This is a genomic window from Nonomuraea sp. NPDC003560 (genome assembly GCF_042878785.1).
Lineage (GTDB): Bacteria > Actinomycetota > Actinomycetes > Streptosporangiales > Streptosporangiaceae > Nonomuraea.
Window position 1 is genome coordinate 79,664 of sequence record NZ_JBIAOF010000009.1, and the last position, 16,830, is coordinate 96,493.

The window sequence follows — 16,830 nt, forward strand, 5'->3', positions numbered from 1 at the left end:
GCTAGCGAACGAACTGACCAAAATGGTTCTGTTGGTCAGTTCGCACGAGCGGGCCCGGGAGGAGCCCGGCGCGGGCGCGTCAGGCGACCGCGGTGCCCTCCAGCTCGACCATCAAGGTGGGCATCGCCAGCCTCGTCACGCCGAGCATCGTGGTGGCCGGCGCCGCCCCGGCGGCCCCCAGCCTCGCCGCCAGCACACCGTAGTGCTGGAAGAGCAGATCCACGTCCGTGGTGTAGACGTTGAGCCGGACGAGGTCCGTCAACGACATGCCGGCCTTCCCCAGGACGGCCTCCAGGTTGTCGAGGCTCAACGCCAGCTGCGCCGCCAGGTCGCCGCCATGCCGGGGCGTGCCGTCGTCGCCCATCGCGGTCTGCCCGGAGCAGTACAGGGTGCGGGTCTGCCCGGAGACCAGCTCGCCCTGGTTGAACCCCATCTCGACCGACCAGGTGACCGGGTTGATCGCCGTTCGTTCCAGTGTCATGTCAGCTCCGTTCGATGTCACGTTCTTCGACGTCATGGTGATCAGCCTCCCAACGAATCACGACATCCTGTGTCGTGTATCTCGATAGGGTTTTCGCATGCGTGCCGACCGGCTGGTCTCCCTGGTGCTGCTGCTGCGGCAGCACGGACGGCTGTCGGCGACCACCCTCGCCCGCGAGCTGGAGGTGTCCACCCGCACGGTGCTGCGCGACATCGAGGCGCTGTCCGCGGCGGGCGTCCCGGTCTATGCCGAACGCGGCCGGCACGGCGGTTTCGCGTTGCTGCCCGGCTTCCGGACCGAGCTCACCGGCCTCAACCCCGACGAGGCGCTCGCCCTGCTCGTCGCCGGGTCGCGGCGCGGCGCGCAGGCGTTCGGCCTCGGCTCGGCGCTCGCCTCGGCGATGCTCAAGGTGGTCGACGCGCTCCCCGACAGCTACCGGGACACCGCGGCCGGCGCGGCCGAGCGGCTGCTCATCGACCCGGAGACCGACCTGCTGTCCCGCCGGCTGGCCGCCGAGGAGGTGCCCGACGCCGTGGCGGCCGAGGTCCTGCGCGCGGTCTTCGCCGGACGCAAGCTGGAGATCCACTACGCGCCCTTCGGCGGGGCGCCCGAGTGGCGGACGGTCGACCCGATCGGCCTGGTCACCATCCGCGACCGGGGCTACCTGCTGGCCACGAGGTCCGGGGCCGACCGCACCTACCGGCTGTCGCGCGTCCAGGCCGCCAGGGCGCTTCCCGAACCCGCGCAGCGGCCCGACCGGGTCGACCTGGACCGGGCCTGGCAGGAGCGCAGCACCCGGTTCCGCACCGGCGGCGACCAGGTCACCGTGCTGGTGCGGATGGCCCCGAGGCGGCGGGAGGAACTGCTGGGCACCGCGCTGGCCGTCCTCGCCGAGGAGGCCGACGCCGACGGCCTGCTGCGGCTGGAGGTGACGTTTCAGGACGACAGGCACGCCGTCTGGGCGTTGTGGCAGCTCGGCACGGACGCCGAGGCCCTGTCCCCGCAGTGGTTGCGCGACTCCCTGCACACCCGCGCGACCGCGCTCGCCACCCGCTACCGGGCGCCGTCCTGAGAACCGGCCGCCTGCCGCGCGGAGCCTGCCTGAAAACCTGTTGGCGGGCCGCGGGGGCCGCTGCTAGTTTGCCGGTGGCCGTGCGAGAGATCGAGGAGGTGGTACCCGTGGACACAGCAACGACATGGGTGCTCCCCTCAGGGGTCACGGTCGGCGACTGAGGCAGGTGTCGCCGGGAGCGCCGCGCCAGCAGGCACTCCCGAAAGGCAACAACCATGCATTCTCCGCAGCCCACCGCAGCGCCCCTCGACCACGACGTGGTCATCGCCGGGTGCGGGCCGACCGGCGCGATGCTCGCCGCCGAACTGCGACTGCACGACGTACGGGTCCTCGTCCTGGAGAAGGAGACCGAGCCCAAGTCGTTCGTCCGCATCGTCGGTCTGCACGTTCGCAGCCTCGAACTGATGGCGATGCGCGGCCTGCTGGAGCGTGTGCTCCAGCACGGACGACAGCGTCCGGCCGCCGGTTTCTTCGCCGCCATCGACAAGCCCGCGCCCAAGGGCCTGGATTCCGCGCACGCCTACATGGTGGGCATCCCGCAGCCGGTCATCGAGCGGCTGCTCGAAGAGCACGCGCTCGACCTGGGCGCGCACGTCCGGCGCGGTCACGAGGTGACCGGTCTCGACCAGGACGACGAGGGCGTGACCGTCGAACTGGCCGACGGGGAACGGGTGCGCGCCCGCTATCTCGTCGGCTGCGACGGCGGGCGCAGCACGGTGCGCAAACTGCTCGGCGTCGGCTTCCCGGGCGAACCCTCGCGGAACGGGACGCTGATGGGCGAGATGGAGGCGGGCGTACCGCAGGAGGAGATCGCCGCCACGGTGGCCGCCACGGTGGCCGGGATGCGCGAGAAGCCCCAGCCGTTCTGGCTCCGGCCCTTCGGCCAGGGGATCTACGGCGTCGTCGTGCCCGCGGCCGAGGCCGGCGACCGTGCGGAACCGCCCACCCTCGACGACTTCAGGCGACAGCTGCGCGCCGTCGCCGGAACCGACTTCGGCGTGCACTCCCCGCGCTGGTTGTCCCGCTTCGGGGACGCCACCCGCCTGGCCGAGCGGTACCGGGTCGGGCGGGTGCTGCTGGCCGGCGACGCGGCGCACATCCACCCGCCCATCGGCGGACAGGGCCTGAACCTGGGCGTTCAGGACGCCGTCAACCTCGGCTGGAAGCTGGCCGCGCGGATCCGCGGCTGGGCGCCGGACCCGCTGCTGGACACCTACCAGGCCGAACGCCGGCCGGTCGCGGCGGACGTGCTGGACAACACCCGCGCCCAGACGGAGCTGCTGTCCGCCGAACCGGGCCCCCGGGCCGTGCGCAGGCTGCTCGCCGAGCTGATGGACTTCGACGAGGTGAACCGCCACCTGATCGAGAAGATCACCGCGATCGGCGTCCGCTACGACTTCGGCGAGGGCCCCGACCTGGTCGGCCGCCGCCTGCGCGACATCGACGTGAAACAGGGCCGCCTCTACGACCTGCTGCGCCGCGGCCGCGGCCTGCTGCTGGACCGCACCGAACGCCTGACCCCCGGCGGCTGGTCGGACCGGGTCGACCACCTCGCGGATCCCACCGCGGCCCTCGACGTCCCGTGCGTCCTGCTGCGTCCGGACGGCCACGTCGCCTGGATCGGCGACGACCAGCGGGACCTGGACGGCCACCTGTCCCGCTGGTTCGGCACGCCCGTCGGCTGACGTCCCCGCCATGAACCCGGTGACCGGCGGTCTGGTCCGGTCACCGGGCAGCGGCCGGCGCCGAGAAATTGTTCGCCGGCGGATGTCGAGAACCCTCCGGCGGCTCCGTCCCAGGGGCGGAACACGAAGACGACCCCGAAGGGACGACCATGCGGACGAACGAGATCACCGAGATCCTGAACCGGCCGATCAGCCAGGAGCTACTGGCCCGCGACCTGACCCGGCTGGCGTACGTCGCCAAGGACGGCACGCCGCGCAACATCCCGATCTCGTTCACCTGGAACGGTTCCGAGATCGTCATGTGCACCACGAAGAACGCCCCCAAGCTGGCGTCCCTTCGCGCGAACCCCATGGTCGCCCTGACGATCGACACCGAGGTGCACCCGCCCAAGATCCTGCTGATCCGCGGCCGCGCAGAACTGGACGTCGTGGACGGCATCCCGGAGGAGTTCCTCCAGATGAACGGCTCGTACGAGATGACGGCCGAGCAGCGGGTCGAGTGGGAGGCCGAGGTCCGCTCGCTCTACGACGGCATGGTCCGGATCATCGTCACCCCGACGTGGGTGAAGCTGATCGACTTCGAGACGACCCTGCCGAGCGCGGTCGAGGAGCTGATCAGGCAGCGGGCCGAGCGGGAGAGCGCCGCGACCCGGTAGAGGGCCCCGCACGAACCGGCGGCCCGGGGGCTTTGGCCCCGGGCACAAGGTCTCAGACGCTATTCGTCGTCCACGATGAAGAGGACGGCGGCAGCCTGGCCTAGCGTTCGGTCATGCGCCGCCTCTCCCTCGACGACCTGTACGGCCTGGCCGTACCCGGTGATCCACAGCTGCGTCCGGACGGCTCCGCCGTCGCCTACACCCTGACGACCGCGGACCGCGAGTCCGACGCCAACGTGACCGAGATCTGGCTGGCCACCCCGGGCGCCGCCCCGCGCAGGCTGGCGACCGGCGCGGCCCCCCGCTGGTCGCCCGACGGCCGCACCCTCGCCTTCCTGCGCCCGGCCGGCGGGCCGCCGCAGATCCATCTGCTGCCCATGGACGGCGGCGAGCCGCGCGTCCTCACCTCGGCGCCGCTGGGCGCCGGCGTGCCCGTCTGGTCGCCCGACGGCACCCGCATCGCCTACGCCGGGCCGTCCGGCGAGGTGGACCCGAACGCGCCGATCGTCATCGACACGCTGGAGTACAAGGCCGACGGGGCCGGGCTGCTGTGCGGCCTGACCACGCACCTGTTCGTCGTCGACGTCGAGGACGGCGCCTCGGCCCAGGTGACCTCGGGCGACTTCCACGCCGGCGCGCCCGCCTGGGCCCCGGACGGCGACCTGCTGGCCTTCACCGCCGGCCTGGACCCCGACCGCGACCTGGACATCTGCGGCGGCCTCTACCTGGTCGAGCCCAAGCAGGACGGCGCGCTCGAACGCGCGGGCGGCGACGGCGTGATCTGCGCGGGCGTCTGGTGGCTGGGCGGCCGCTGGATCGTGGCCGGTTACCGCGGAGTGCCCGAGGGCCATACCCGCCTGTTCGCCCTGGAAGGGGATGACTTCGCCGAGATCGAGATCGGCCTCGACCGCAACGTGATGATCGGCGCGCCCGGCTACCCGGGGGCGACGCCCACGATGAACGGCGACGACCTGCTGTTCTGCGTCCGCGACCGCGGATTCACCCACCTGTACCGGTTGACGCCCGGCGGCCTCGCCGAGCGCATCGTGGACGAAGACCGGAACGTGGCCGGCGTCAGCGTCGCCGCCGGACGGGTGGCCTACGTCGCCTCCACGCCGCGCAGCTCCGGTGACGTCTACCTCGACGGCGCGGCCCTCACCGACCACGCCCCCGAGGGCGTCGAGCTGTTCCAGGCGCGCAGCCGCACCTTCACCGCCCCCGACGGCACGCCGGTCGAGGCGTTCGTGCTGCGCGACGAGACGCTGACCGAGCCGGGCCCGCTGCTGCTGGACATCCACGGCGGCCCGCACAACGCCTGGGCGCCCGTCTTCGACGGCGTGCACCTCTACCACCAGGCGCTCGCCGCCCAGGGCTGGACCGTGCTGCTGGTGAACCCGCGGGCCAGCGACGGGTACGGCGAGGCGTTCTACAACGCCGGGCTCGGCGCCTGGGGCATCTCGGACGAGGACGACTTCCTCACCCCGCTCGACGTCCTGGTCGAGGAGGGCGTCGCCGACCCCGCCCGGCTGGCGGTCACCGGCTACAGCTACGGCGGCTACATGACCTGCTGGCTCACCGGCAGGACCGGGCGCTTCGCCGCCGCCGTCCCCGGCGGGGTCGTGGTCGACCTGCGCAGCATGGCCGGCACCGCCGACCTCGGCCACTTCCTGGCCAAGCACGAGGTCAGGGACGAGTTCGTCGAGCAGTCGCCGATCACCTACGCCGGCGACGTCGTCACCCCGACGCTGATCCTGCACGGCGGGTCGGACGACCGCTGCCCGATCGGCCAGGCCGAGCAGTGGTTCGAGGCGCTGCGCGAGCGCCGGGTGCCGGTCCGCCTGGTCCGGTATCCCGGTGGTTCACACCTGTTCATCCTCAACGGACGGCCTTCACACCGCTTCGACTACAACGAAAGGATCCTCGCGTGGCTGGATCAATGGGTCAGCGTCTCGCCGAACTGATCGAGAAGTACGAGGTCCCGGGCGCGGCGCTCGCCTACCTGCACAACGGGGAGCTGCACGAGTTCGCCGCGGGCGTGCTCAACGTCGACACCGGCGTGGAGGCGACCCCCGACTCCCTGTTCCAGATCGGCTCGGTCTCCAAGGTCTGGACCGCGACCCTGCTCATGCAGCAGGTCGAGCGCGGCCGGCTGACCCTGGACACCCCGGTCGCCGAGCTGCTGCCCGGCTTCCGGGTCGCCGACGCCGAGGTGACCAAGACCGTCACGGTCCGGCACCTGCTGTCGCACACCAGCGGCATCGACGGCGACCTGTTCCTCGACACCGGCCGCGGCGACGACTGCATCGAGAAGTACGTCGAGGCCTGCGCCGACCTGGCGCAGAACCACCCGCTCGGCGCCACCCAGTCCTACTGCAACTCCGGCTTCGTCATCGCCGGGCGCATCCTGGAGGTGCTGGAGGGCAAGACCTGGGACGAGGTGCTGCGCGAGAACATCTGCGAGCCGCTCGGCCTGACCCACACCTGGACGCTGCCGGAGGACGTGCTGCGCTTCCGCGCCGCGCACGGCCACGTCGAGGACGGCAAGGCGGCCCCGGTGTGGGGCCTCATGCGCTCGTGCGGCCCGGCCGGCCTCATCTGCGCCCGTCCGCGTGACGTGGTCGCCTTCGGCCGCGCCCACCTGGAGGGCGGCCTGCTGGACGACCCGCGGGCGATGTGGGAGCCGCAGGTCGACATCCCCAACCCGCACACCCTGGGCAGGCAGTGGGGCATCGGCTGGATCCTCGACGAGTGGTCCGGCCACCGCGTCATCTCCCACGGCGGCAACACCATCGGCCAGCACGCCATGCTCTGGGTCGTGCCCGACACCGGCACCGTCGTGTGCGTGACCACCAACGGCGGCCACAGCGGCGCCCTCACCCACGCCGTGGCCACCGAGCTGTTCGCCGAGCTCGACGGCCTGGCCGTGCCGCCGGTGCTCGGCCCGCCGGAGACCCCCGTGCAGGTGGACGTCGAGCGGTACGCCGGCGTCTACGAGCGGGTCGGCGCGCGCATGACCGCCAGCGTGCACGACGGCGCGCTCAGGTTGCGCGTCGAGGCGACGGGCGCGCTCGCCGCCCTGCAGGAGCCGTTCGACCTCGACCTCGTCGCCGTCGACGACGTCACCTTCGTCGGCCGCCGCGAGGGCGACCCCGACTGGGTCTCGGGCGTGTTCTACCAGCTCGACGACGGCTCGCCCTACTTCCACCTCGGCGTCCGCGCCACCCCCAAGATCGCCTGAGGAGACCGCATGGACCTGCAGAAACGCCTCGACGAAGCGGCCGCGGCGCACGACGTGCCGGGCGCGGCCATCGCCGTGTGGACCGGCGGCCAGTTGCATGAGGCGGCCACGGGCGTGGTCAACCGCAACACCGGGGTCGAGACCACCACCGACAGCGTCTTCCAGGTCGGCTCGACCACCAAGGTGTGGACGGCCGCGCTGATCATGCAGCTCGCCGAGGAGGGCCTGCTCGACCTGGACGAGGAGGTCGGGCACTACCTGCCCGAGTTCGCCCTGTCCTACGACGCCGTCATCACCGTCAGGCAGCTCCTGACGCACACCGGCGGCTTCGACGGCGACCTGTTCGAGGACACCGGGCGCGGCGACGACAGCCTAGAGAAGTTCGTGGCCTACCTGCACGGCGCGGGCAAGGTGCACGAGCCGGGCGAGCTGTTCTCGTACTGCAACGCCGGCTACTGCGTGCTCGGCGCCATCGTGGCCAGGCTGCGCGGCACGACCTGGGAACAGGCCATGCGGGAGCACCTGCTGAAGCCGCTCGGCGCCACCCACGCGGCGCTGCTGGCCGAGGAGGCCGTGCTGTTCCGCGCGGCGGCCGGGCACGTCGGGCCGGGCAACGACGTCTACCCCCAGTGGCAGATGCCCCGCTCCAACGCGCCCGCCGGGGCCACCATGTGCCTGGCCCCGCGCGAGCTGGTCCGCTTCGGCCGCATGTTCGCCGCGGACGGCCTGGCCGAGGACGGCACCCGGGTGCTGTCGGCGGAGAGCGTCGCCGCGATGCGCACCCCGCAGGTCGCGGTGCCGGGCGTGCCCGGCCTGATGGCCGCCAACTGGGGGCTCGGCTTCGAGCTGTTCACCTGGGGCACCTACGGCCACGACGGCGGCACCCCGGGCCAGAGCACGTTCTGGCGGGTGGCCGACGACGGCTCGTACGCGATCGCGATGAGCATCAACGGCGGCAACTTCATCGGCGTCATGAACGACCTGCTGCTGCCGCTGCTCAGGGAGGGCGGGCTGGCGGCCCCCGACCTGCCCGCCCCGCCGGAGCAGCCGCGCGCCGTGGACCCCGCGCCGTACGTCGGCCGGTACGAGGGGCCGCAGCTGGCCTACGAGGTCTCGCCGGCGGACGACGGCGTCGAGGTCACCCTGATCCCCGGCGCTCTCATGGCCAGCATGGGCCAGCAGGCCACCACCGCCAGGTACGTCCACCTCGCCGAGGACACCTTCATCGCCGAGCAGCCCGAGGAGGGCAGGCACGACACCGTCACGTTCGTCCTGCGGGACGGGGTCGCCACGCACCTGCACAACGGCCGGGCGGTCCGGCGTGTTTGAGCGGGACGCGCGGCAGGTCTTCGCGGCGGCGGGCGTGCGCGGCTTCGTGCACGCCCGCGACGTGGACGGCGGGGCCGAGATCGGCCTCGACCCGGACGCCCCGGTCGTCCTGGCCTCGGTGTTCAAGCTGCCGATCCTGTTGGAGTACGCCAGGCAGGCCGCGGCGGGCGAGGTGGACCGCACCGAACGGCTCACCGTCACCGCGGCGGACAAGGACGGCGGCATCGGCACCTCGGGCTGCGCCGACGACGTGTCGCTGACGCTGCGCGACCTGGCCCACTTCATGATGTCGATGAGCGACAACGCGGCCACCGACGTGCTGCTGCGCCGGGTGGGCCTCGACCGCGTCAACGCCACGCTGGAGGGCCTCGGGCTCAGGCGCACCCGTCTGATCGGCGGCTGCGCGACGCTGTTCGAGTCCGTGGTGGAGGAGCTGGGCACCATCGACGTGGCCGGCATCCCCGAGGAGCGCATCAGGGCGCTGGCCGTGCGCGATCCGGAACGGACCACCGCGGGCACGCCTCGCGAGATCACCACCCTGCTCGGTTCCGTCTGGCGCGACGAGGCGGGCACCGCCGAGGCGTGCGCGGAGGTGCGCGACATCATGAGCAGGCAGATCTGGCCGCACCGCCTCTCCTCGGGCTTCCCGGACGAGGTGCGGGTGTCGGCCAAGACCGGCACCCTGTGGGGCGTGCGCAACGAGGCGGGCGTCGTGGAGTACCCCGACGGCGGCCGGTACGCCGTCGCGGTGTTCCTGCACGGCGACAACCTGGCCTTCCGCATCCCGGCCGCGGACGCCGCCATCGGCCAGGCCGCCCGTCTCGCCGTCGAGCACCTGCGCGGCTGATGACGGTCTACGTCGACTATCGTGAGCGGATGAACAGCCGTCCGCGTGCCAGCCTTGAGCGGATCCTGTTCGATCTCGGCAGCACGGTCCTCGACGTGGCCGCCTCGCCCGGTGACCTCGACACCGAGGTCACCGGGGTGCACATCTACGACCCGCTCGACGAGCTGTACGTGCCGCCGGGCGGGCTGCTGCTGGCCGTCGGCGTGCAGGGCGCCACCGCCATCTGCGGCCTGCTCGACGCCGCCCGCGAGGCCAGCGGCATCGTCGTCAAGCTGCCGGTCGACGTCGACGAGCAGGTGCGCAGCAAGGTCCTGGAGACCGGCGTCGCCGTGCTCGGGCTGACCAGGGCCGCGTCCTGGTCGCAGGTCGCCGCGCTGCTGCGCTCGCTGCTGGCCGAGGGCGACCTGGCCATGCCGGAGAAGGGGCCGCAGGGCGATCTGTTCGCGCTGGCCAACGCCGTCTGCGCGTTGCTCGACGCGCCCGTCACCATCGAGGACCGGTCGACCCGCGTCCTGGCCTTCTCCGGCAGGCAGGACGAAGCCGACCCCGGCCGGGTCGAGACCGTGCTCGGCCGTCAGGTGCCCGAGCGTTTCCAGCGCATGCTCGACGAGCGCGGCTTCTTCAAGAAGCTCTACCAGAGCCGCGACCCGATCTACATCGAGCTCGACGGCGACAGCATCAACCGGGCGGCCGTGGCCGTCCGGATCGGCGACGAGATCCTCGGCTCCATCTGGGTCGCCGTGCGCGAGCCGCTCACCCCGCAGCGCGAACGCGCCCTGGCCGACGCGGCCAAGATCGTCGCGCTGCAGCTGCTGCGCGAGCGCGCCGGCGCCGACACCCAGCGGCGGCTGCGCGCCGACCTGCTGTCCACGGTCCTGGCCGGCGGTTCCGACGCGGCCGACGCCGCGGGCCGGCTCGGCATCGCCACCGAGCGCCTGTGCGTGCTCGCCGCCCAGCTCGCCGACGGCGACGCGGCCGACCCGGCGCGCGGTGAGAGCGACCGGCAACGTTTCTGCGACGCCCTGGCGCTGCACGTCGGCGCCATCCATCCCAAGGCGGCCGCCGCGATGATCGGCTCGGTCGCCTACGCCGTCCTGCCGCTGAGCTCGGGCGGCGACGAGGAGACGCGGGCCGTGCGCGTCGCCGAGTCCTTCCTGGCCAGGGTCGGGCCGCGGCACGCGGCCAACATCGGGGTCGGCCGGCTGGCCGCCAACCTCTCCCAGGTCGCGCGGGCCCGCGCCGACGCCGACCGGGCGCTGCGCGTGCTGCGCGCCCGCGGCCTGGCCGGCCAGGTCGCCGGTTACACGGCCGTGCACTTCGAGTCGCTGCTGCTCCAGGTCTCCGACGTGGTCGCCGCCGAGGAGCAGGTGCCCACCGGCCCGTACGAGCGGCTGCTGGCGCACGACGCCGAGCACGGCAGCGAGCTCGTGGCCACCCTGCGGGCGTATCTCGACGCGTTCGGCGACGTCAACGCCGCCTGCGCGCAGGTCCACGTGCACGCCAACACCTTCCGCTACCGGCTCAAACGGCTCACCGAGATCAGCGGGCTCGACCTGTCCGACCCCGACGCGCGACTCACCGTGATGCTGCAGATGCGGATCTTCGGACGCTAGCACGAGGTCGTCCGCGCTTTTTGTGAAGGGCGACGAAGAAGGTCGGGCCGCGAGGGACGAAGGTGGGTCACCACCCCACGCTCTCCTGGAGTCGCCATGAAGAAGACAGCGGTGCTCACCGCGTTGGCCCTGCTAGCGGCCGCGTGCGGCAGCGGCGGAGGTACGGCGGGCAGTACGGGCAAGCCTGTCACGGGCGGCACGTTCACCGCCGCCATCAGCGCGGACCCCGGGGTGCTCGACCCCGCCACGGGCGTGCTCTCGGTCACCAACGAGGTCCTGTCGGTGGCCTACGACACCCTGGTGTCCGTCTCGGCGGACGGCAAGACCGTGCCCGCCCTGGCCGAGAAGTGGGACGTCAAGCCCGACAGGGTGACCTTCACCCTGCGCAAGAACGTCACCTGCTCCGACGGCTCCAAGCTCACCCCGGCCGACGTCGCCGAGAACATCAACCACATCGCCGACCCCGCCGTCAAGTCGCCCATCTACGGGGTGCTCGTACCGGCCGGCATGAAGGCCGAGGCCGACGAGTCCGCCGGCACCGTGACGCTGTCGACGCCCGAGCCGTTCAGCTTCATCCTGGAGAGCTCACGGCTGCTGTTCATCGTCTGCGGCAAGGCCGTCAAGGACCGTTCGCTCATCGCGCGGGCCACCTCCGGGACCGGCCCGTACCAGCTCACCGAGGCCGTCCCCGGCGACCACTACACCTTCAAGGTGCGCCGGGAGTACGCCTGGGGCCCCGAGGGCGGCACCGCCAAGGACCTCCCCGAGACGCTCGTGCTCAAGGTGGTGCCGAACGAGCAGACCGCGGCCAACCTGCTCCTCGCCGGCTCGCTCAACTCGGCCACCTTCTTCGGCCCCGACCGGACCCGCCTGGAGGCCAACCCCGCGCTCGGCAAGATGATCGAGCCGCAGGGCAACGGCCAGTTCTTCTACCACCAGGGCGAGGACAGGCCCGGCCACGATCCCGCCGTGCGCAAGGCGCTGACCCAGGCGCTCGACATGAAGGAGCTGGGCGGCATCGCCACGGGCGGCACCGGCAAGCCGGCCACCGCACTCGTGCCGCCGCCCCGCCCGTGCCAGGGCGACACCGTCACCGGCCACGTCCCGGCCTTCGACACGGCGGCCGCCACCGCGGCGCTGGACGCGGCCGGCTGGAAGACCGGGGCCGACGGCGTCAGGGAGAAGGACGGCAAGAAGCTCTCCCTGCGCCTGTTGTACGCCACCACCAAGGGCCCCGGCATCGTGGCCGCCGCCGAGTACATGGCGGCGGTGTGGAAGAAGATCGGGGTGGACGTGAAGCTCAACGGCGTCATCGACACCAAACTGTCGGAGTCGCTCAACGCCACCCAGGACTGGGACGTCGTCTGGCTGCCCATCGGCGTCACGCTGCCCTCGCAGCTGGTCGGCTTCCTGTCCGGCCCCGCCGCCCCGAAGGGCGCAAACTTCGCCCACCTGAAGAACGCCGAATACGAGCGGCTGGTCGCCGAGGCCGCCAAGCTGACCGGCCCCGAGGGCTGCGCCAAGTGGCTGGCGTCGGAGTCGGCCCTGTTCGACAACGCCGACCTGGTGCCCGTGGTCGAGATGAACACGCTGACCGCCACCAAGGGCGCCACCTTCCGGACGATGGCCGGCCTGTACCTGCCCTCGACGATCCGCCTCACCCAGGGAGGCTGAGTGACCGTACGGCGCCTCGTGCGCTTCGTCGTGTCGCTGGCGGTGCTGCTCGTGGCGTCGTTCGCGATGATCCACCTCATCCCCGGCGACCCGGTGCGGGCCTCGCTCGGCCCGGCCGCGCCGGTCGAGCTGGTCAAGGCCCGCGAGCAACTGCTCGGGCTGGACAAGTCGCTGCCCGAGCAGTTCGCCGCCTACGTCGGGCACATCCTCACCGGCGACTTCGGCACCTCGTTCCTGACGGGCGAACCGGTCGGCCAGGTCATCGCCACCCGGCTGCCCAACACGCTGGGCCTGGCGCTGCTGGCCACCGTGGTGGCGCTGCTGCTGGCCGTGCCGCTGGGCATGTGGGCGGCCATCCGCACGGAGAACGGCCGGAACCGGGGCACCGAGATCACCTTCAGCTCGGTCACCGGCACCGCCGTCGCCGTCCCGGAGTTCCTGTACTCCATCGCGCTGGTGGCGGTCCTGTCGATCGGGCTGGGCCTGTTCCCGCCGGCCGGCAAGGAGGGGGCGATGTCGTACGTCCTGCCGGTGGCCGCGCTGGCGATCGGCCCGGTCGCGATGATCGCCCGCATCTCCCGGGTGGAGACCCTGCGCGAGCTCGGCACCGACTACGTGCGGCTGGCCCGGTCGAAACGGCTGCCCGCCGCCCGCCTGCACCTGCGGCACGTGCTGCCCAACACGCTGACCGCGACGCTCACCGTGGGCGGGCTGCTGCTCACCTCGCTGATCGCCGGCAGCGTGCTGGTGGAGTACGTCTTCGCCTGGCCGGGGCTCGGCCTGAAGATCGTCGAGTCGATCACGCAGAAGGACTATCCCGTCGCCCAGGCCGTCATCCTCGTCTACGGCGCGATCGTGCTGGTCGTGAACCTCGCCGTCGATCTGATCCTGGGCGCGCTCGACCCCACCTCCAAGATCAAGGAAAACTGATGCGTTTGCGCACCCCGGCCGCCGTCGCCGGAGCCGTGCTGGTCACGCTCATGGTGGTCCTGGCCGTCGTCGGGCCGCCGATCTGGGGCGCGGCGGCGGAGAAGATCGACGCGGGCGCCATCCTGCAGGGCTCCTCGGCCGCCCATCCGCTCGGCACCGACAACCTGGGCCGCGACCTGCTGGCCAGGGTCCTGGTCGCGGGCCGGTTCTCCCTCCTGCTCGCGCTGGCGGCCACGCTCTTCGGCGCGGCCGTCGGCACCGTGCTCGGCGCGCTGCCCTCGGTGCTGCCGCCGCGCGGCGCCCGTTTCGTCACCGGCGCCGTCAACGCGCTCGTCGCCTTCCCCGGCCTGCTGCTGGCCATGTTCACCGCGGTGGTCGCCGGGCTCGGGGCCAAGGGCGCGGTGCTCGGCATCGGCGTGGCCATCGCCCCGAGCTTCGCCCGGCTCACCCAGACGCTGGCCGCGACCGTCGCGGGCGCCGACTACGTCGCGGCCGCCCGGATGCTCGGCGTGCCGCGCATGCGCGTCCTGACCAGGCACGTGCTGCCCAACATCGCCGAGCCGCTCATCCTCAACCTCACCCAGGCGCTCGGCGGCGCGCTGCTGGGCCTGGCCGGGATGTCGTTCCTGGGCCTCGGCGTGCAGCCGCCCGACTTCGACTGGGGGCGGCTGCTGTTCGACGGGTTCGGCCGCATCTACGTCACGCCCGAGGTGGCGCTGGGGCCCGCCCTGGCGGTCGCGCTGGCCGGCATCGGCTTCAACCTGCTGGGGGACGCGCTGGCCAAGGCCGCCGCCCGCACCGCCGTGCACACGCGGGAGGCCAGGCCCGCCGCGCCGCCCGCCCCCGGCGAGCCGGACCCCGAGGCGGTGCTGGAGGTCAAGGACCTGACGGTGACCTTCCCCGGCGGCGTCACGCCGGTGCGCGGGGTGTCGCTGACCGTCGCGCCCGGGCAGATCGCCGGGCTGGTCGGGGAGTCGGGCAGCGGCAAGAGCCTCACCGCCGCCGCGATCGGCGGGCTGGTGCCGTACCCGGGCGTGGTGACGGCGGGCAGGCTGGCACTGGACGGCCAGGAGATCTCCGAGATGTCGCCCAAGGAGCTCGGAACCGCGCTCGCCATGGTCTTCCAGGACCCGATGGCCTCGCTCAACCCCGCGCTGAAGGTCGGCGGCCAGCTGGCCGAGGTCGCGATCGTGCACCAGGGCGCCGGCAAGGCCGAGGCCCACCGGCGCGCCGTCGACCGGCTCGGCCACGTGCACCTGCCCGCGCCCGAACGGGTGGCGCGACGGCACCCGCACGAGCTGTCCGGCGGCATGCGGCAGCGCGCCGTCATCGCCATGGGCCTCATGGGCACCCCCAGGCTGCTCATCGCCGACGAGCCCACCACCGCGCTCGACGTGACGGTGCAGCGGCAGATACTCAAGCTGCTGCGCGAGGTCACCGACGAGACCGGCGCGGCGGCGTTGTTCATCTCCCACGACATCGCCGTCGTCGGCGAGCTGTGCGACGTGGTCGTCGTCATGTACGCCGGCCGCGTCGTCGAGCAGCTCCCGGTCGAACTGCTGGCCACCGGCGCCGCGCACCCCTACACGCGGGCGCTCATCGACTCGCTGCCCGACATGGACACCGACAGGTCGCTGCCGCTGGCCAGCATCCCCGGCCGTCAGCCCGCCCCCTCCGACGTGGGCGACGGCTGCGCCTTCGCCGCCCGCTGCGAGCTCGCCACGGCCCGCTGCGCCGGCGAGCGTCCCCCTTTGACGTCGTACGGCAAGGCGCACCAGGTCGCCTGCTGGGAGGTCTGATGATCATCGAGAACCTGACGGTGCGGTTCGGCTCGTTCACCGCCGTCGACGACATCACCCTGGAGGTGCCGAACGGGTCCATCGTCGGGCTGGTCGGCGAGTCGGGGTCGGGCAAGTCGTCGGTGGCCAGGGCGGTGAGCGGCCTGGTGCCGCACACCGGCACCATCACCGGCGCCAGCCGCGTCCAGATGGTCTTCCAGGACCCCTACGCCTCGCTCGACCCCCGGATGAAGGTCGGGGCGTCCATCGCCGAGGGCTGCGGCAAGGGCTCGGTCGAGAGGCTGCTGTCGCTGGTCTCCCTGCCGCCCGAGGTGGCCACCCGCTACCCGCGCGAGCTGTCAGGCGGCATGCGTCAGCGCGTGGCCATCGCCAGGGCGCTGGGCGCCGAGCCCGACCTGCTGGTCGCCGACGAGATCACCAGCGCCCTGGACGTGTCCGTCCAGGGCTCGGTGCTGAACCTCGTGCGCAGGCTCCGCGACGAGCTGGGCCTGTCGATGTTGTTCATCTCGCACAACCTGGCCGTGGTGCGCTACGTCTCCGACGTGGTCGCGGTGCTGCACCAGGGGCGCATCGTGGAGCTGGGGCCGACCGAGGAAGTGGTCGGCGCCCCCGCCCACGACTACACCCGGTCGCTGCTGGAGGCCGTGCCCAGGCTGGGCCGCTCCACCACGTAGAACGCCTTGTCGTGGAAGGCGGTCACCACGCCGCCTTCCACGAGCAGGCCGCCCAGGACCTCGCGGACGGCCAGCCGCCACGCCTTGGCGGCTCCGGGGTCCGTGACGCGCAGCGCCTCGATGTCCTCCGGCAGCGCCACGAGCAGGGTGGCGGCGTCGCTGTCGCGCGTCACCGGCCGTCCGTCCTCGTCGGCCAGCACGATCGCGGCGTCCGCCGGGAGGGGCCGCCGGCCGGGCTCGCCGCGTACCAGGGCAGTCACGTGCGGCGCCGACAACGACCAGGAGGCCAGCACGCGGTCGGAGTCGCTGCCCTGGTTGATGGCGTCGGTCATGACGCCGTAGAAGCTCGGCAGGTACTCCTCGGGACGGGCGCCCAGCTTGGCCAGGTTGAAGTGGGCGTTCCTGCGCACCAGCGGATCGTAGGTCCAGGTGATGCGGTCGATGCCGCGCTCCAGGGCCCAGCTGCGCTGGTGCAGCTTCAGCTCGAAGCCGATGCCGTGGCCGCCGGCCGCGCCGGTGATGTGGGAGTGCAACGTGTTGCCCGCTCCGAAGAAGCCGACGGAGGCGCCCACCAGGCGGCCCGCGTCGTCGTACGCGCCGGCCACGTAGTTGCCCGCGTGCGACATCGCCCGCATCAGCTCGACCGTGATCGGCCGGCTGTCCGGGTCGAAGTGCCAGATCCCGTCGAACAGCTCACTGACCTGCTCGAACTCCGCGATCCCATGGAGTTCCCTGATCGCGATCAACGTGCCGGCCCTCCGAATGCTCAAGTGTCACGGTGACGCTACGGCACTGTGCGGCGGGACCGAATCGTGCGGGACACCAAAGAGCA

Annotated in this window: 14 protein-coding genes; 12 read left to right on the forward strand and 2 right to left on the reverse strand. The window is 72.5% G+C overall.

Features of this window, described 5'->3' with window-relative positions; genetic code table 11:
• Positions 1 to 79 precede the first annotated feature (79 nt).
• Positions 80 to 475, reverse strand: a complete 396-nt coding sequence (locus ACFYUV_RS31545; RefSeq protein ID WP_387675576.1) for a RidA family protein — start codon at positions 473 to 475, stop codon at positions 80 to 82.
• 103 nt (positions 476 to 578) lie between these two features.
• Between ACFYUV_RS31545 and ACFYUV_RS31550 the strand changes: the two genes are divergently transcribed.
• The 12 genes from ACFYUV_RS31550 to ACFYUV_RS31605 all read left to right on the forward strand — a co-directional run bounded on the left by ACFYUV_RS31550 (position 579) and on the right by ACFYUV_RS31605 (position 15,998).
• Positions 579 to 1,553 (forward strand): helix-turn-helix transcriptional regulator, encoded by a 975-nt coding sequence (locus tag ACFYUV_RS31550; protein WP_387674594.1) that lies wholly within the window; start codon positions 579 to 581, stop codon positions 1,551 to 1,553.
• Between the two features lie 215 nt (positions 1,554 to 1,768).
• Complete coding sequence (gene rox / locus ACFYUV_RS31555; protein ID WP_387674597.1) at positions 1,769 to 3,238, forward strand: rifampin monooxygenase; 1,470 nt, start codon at positions 1,769 to 1,771, stop codon at positions 3,236 to 3,238.
• A gap of 149 nt (positions 3,239 to 3,387) precedes the next feature.
• On the forward strand, positions 3,388 to 3,894 hold the full coding sequence (locus ACFYUV_RS31560) for a pyridoxamine 5'-phosphate oxidase family protein (protein WP_387674599.1): 507 nt from the start codon (positions 3,388 to 3,390) through the stop codon (positions 3,892 to 3,894).
• A 113-nt stretch (positions 3,895 to 4,007) separates the two neighbouring features.
• On the forward strand, positions 4,008 to 5,855 hold the full coding sequence (locus tag ACFYUV_RS31565) for a S9 family peptidase (RefSeq protein ID WP_387674602.1): 1,848 nt from the start codon (positions 4,008 to 4,010) through the stop codon (positions 5,853 to 5,855).
• Positions 5,819 to 7,132: a serine hydrolase domain-containing protein gene (locus tag ACFYUV_RS31570; protein WP_387674605.1), complete on the forward strand. Its 1,314-nt coding sequence runs from the start codon at positions 5,819 to 5,821 to the stop codon at positions 7,130 to 7,132. Before ACFYUV_RS31565 ends, ACFYUV_RS31570 begins: the two co-directional genes overlap by 37 nt.
• Before the next feature lie 9 nt (positions 7,133 to 7,141).
• Positions 7,142 to 8,461: a serine hydrolase domain-containing protein gene (locus tag ACFYUV_RS31575; protein ID WP_387674608.1), complete on the forward strand. Its 1,320-nt coding sequence runs from the start codon at positions 7,142 to 7,144 to the stop codon at positions 8,459 to 8,461.
• Positions 8,454 to 9,308: a serine hydrolase gene (locus ACFYUV_RS31580; protein WP_387674610.1), complete on the forward strand. Its 855-nt coding sequence runs from the start codon at positions 8,454 to 8,456 to the stop codon at positions 9,306 to 9,308. Before ACFYUV_RS31575 ends, ACFYUV_RS31580 begins: the two co-directional genes overlap by 8 nt.
• A 29-nt stretch (positions 9,309 to 9,337) precedes the next feature.
• Positions 9,338 to 10,921 carry a helix-turn-helix domain-containing protein gene (locus ACFYUV_RS31585; RefSeq protein WP_358287157.1) on the forward strand — a complete coding sequence of 528 codons (1,584 nt, stop codon included), beginning with the start codon at positions 9,338 to 9,340 and terminating at the stop codon, positions 10,919 to 10,921.
• Between the two features lie 96 nt (positions 10,922 to 11,017).
• Positions 11,018 to 12,595 (forward strand): ABC transporter substrate-binding protein, encoded by a 1,578-nt coding sequence (locus tag ACFYUV_RS31590; protein WP_387674614.1) that lies wholly within the window; start codon positions 11,018 to 11,020, stop codon positions 12,593 to 12,595.
• Positions 12,596 to 13,525: an ABC transporter permease gene (locus ACFYUV_RS31595; RefSeq protein WP_387674617.1), complete on the forward strand. Its 930-nt coding sequence runs from the start codon at positions 12,596 to 12,598 to the stop codon at positions 13,523 to 13,525. It begins immediately after the preceding gene.
• The gene (locus ACFYUV_RS31600) at positions 13,525 to 15,324 is read left to right on the forward strand and encodes a dipeptide/oligopeptide/nickel ABC transporter permease/ATP-binding protein (RefSeq protein ID WP_387674620.1); all 1,800 of its coding nucleotides are present in this window, start codon (positions 13,525 to 13,527) and stop codon (positions 15,322 to 15,324) included. The genes ACFYUV_RS31595 and ACFYUV_RS31600 overlap by 1 nt, the downstream gene beginning before the upstream one ends.
• Entirely contained in the window at positions 15,324 to 15,998 is a 675-nt protein-coding gene (locus tag ACFYUV_RS31605; protein ID WP_387674623.1) for an ABC transporter ATP-binding protein, read from the forward strand. Before ACFYUV_RS31600 ends, ACFYUV_RS31605 begins: the two co-directional genes overlap by 1 nt.
• On the opposite strand, the gene ACFYUV_RS31610 is transcribed toward ACFYUV_RS31605, so the two are convergent.
• Positions 15,944 to 16,768 (reverse strand): GNAT family N-acetyltransferase, encoded by an 825-nt coding sequence (locus ACFYUV_RS31610; RefSeq protein WP_387674626.1) that lies wholly within the window; start codon positions 16,766 to 16,768, stop codon positions 15,944 to 15,946. The two genes, ACFYUV_RS31605 and ACFYUV_RS31610, sit on opposite strands and share 55 nt — an antisense overlap.
• Between the last annotated feature and the right edge of the window lie 62 nt (positions 16,769 to 16,830).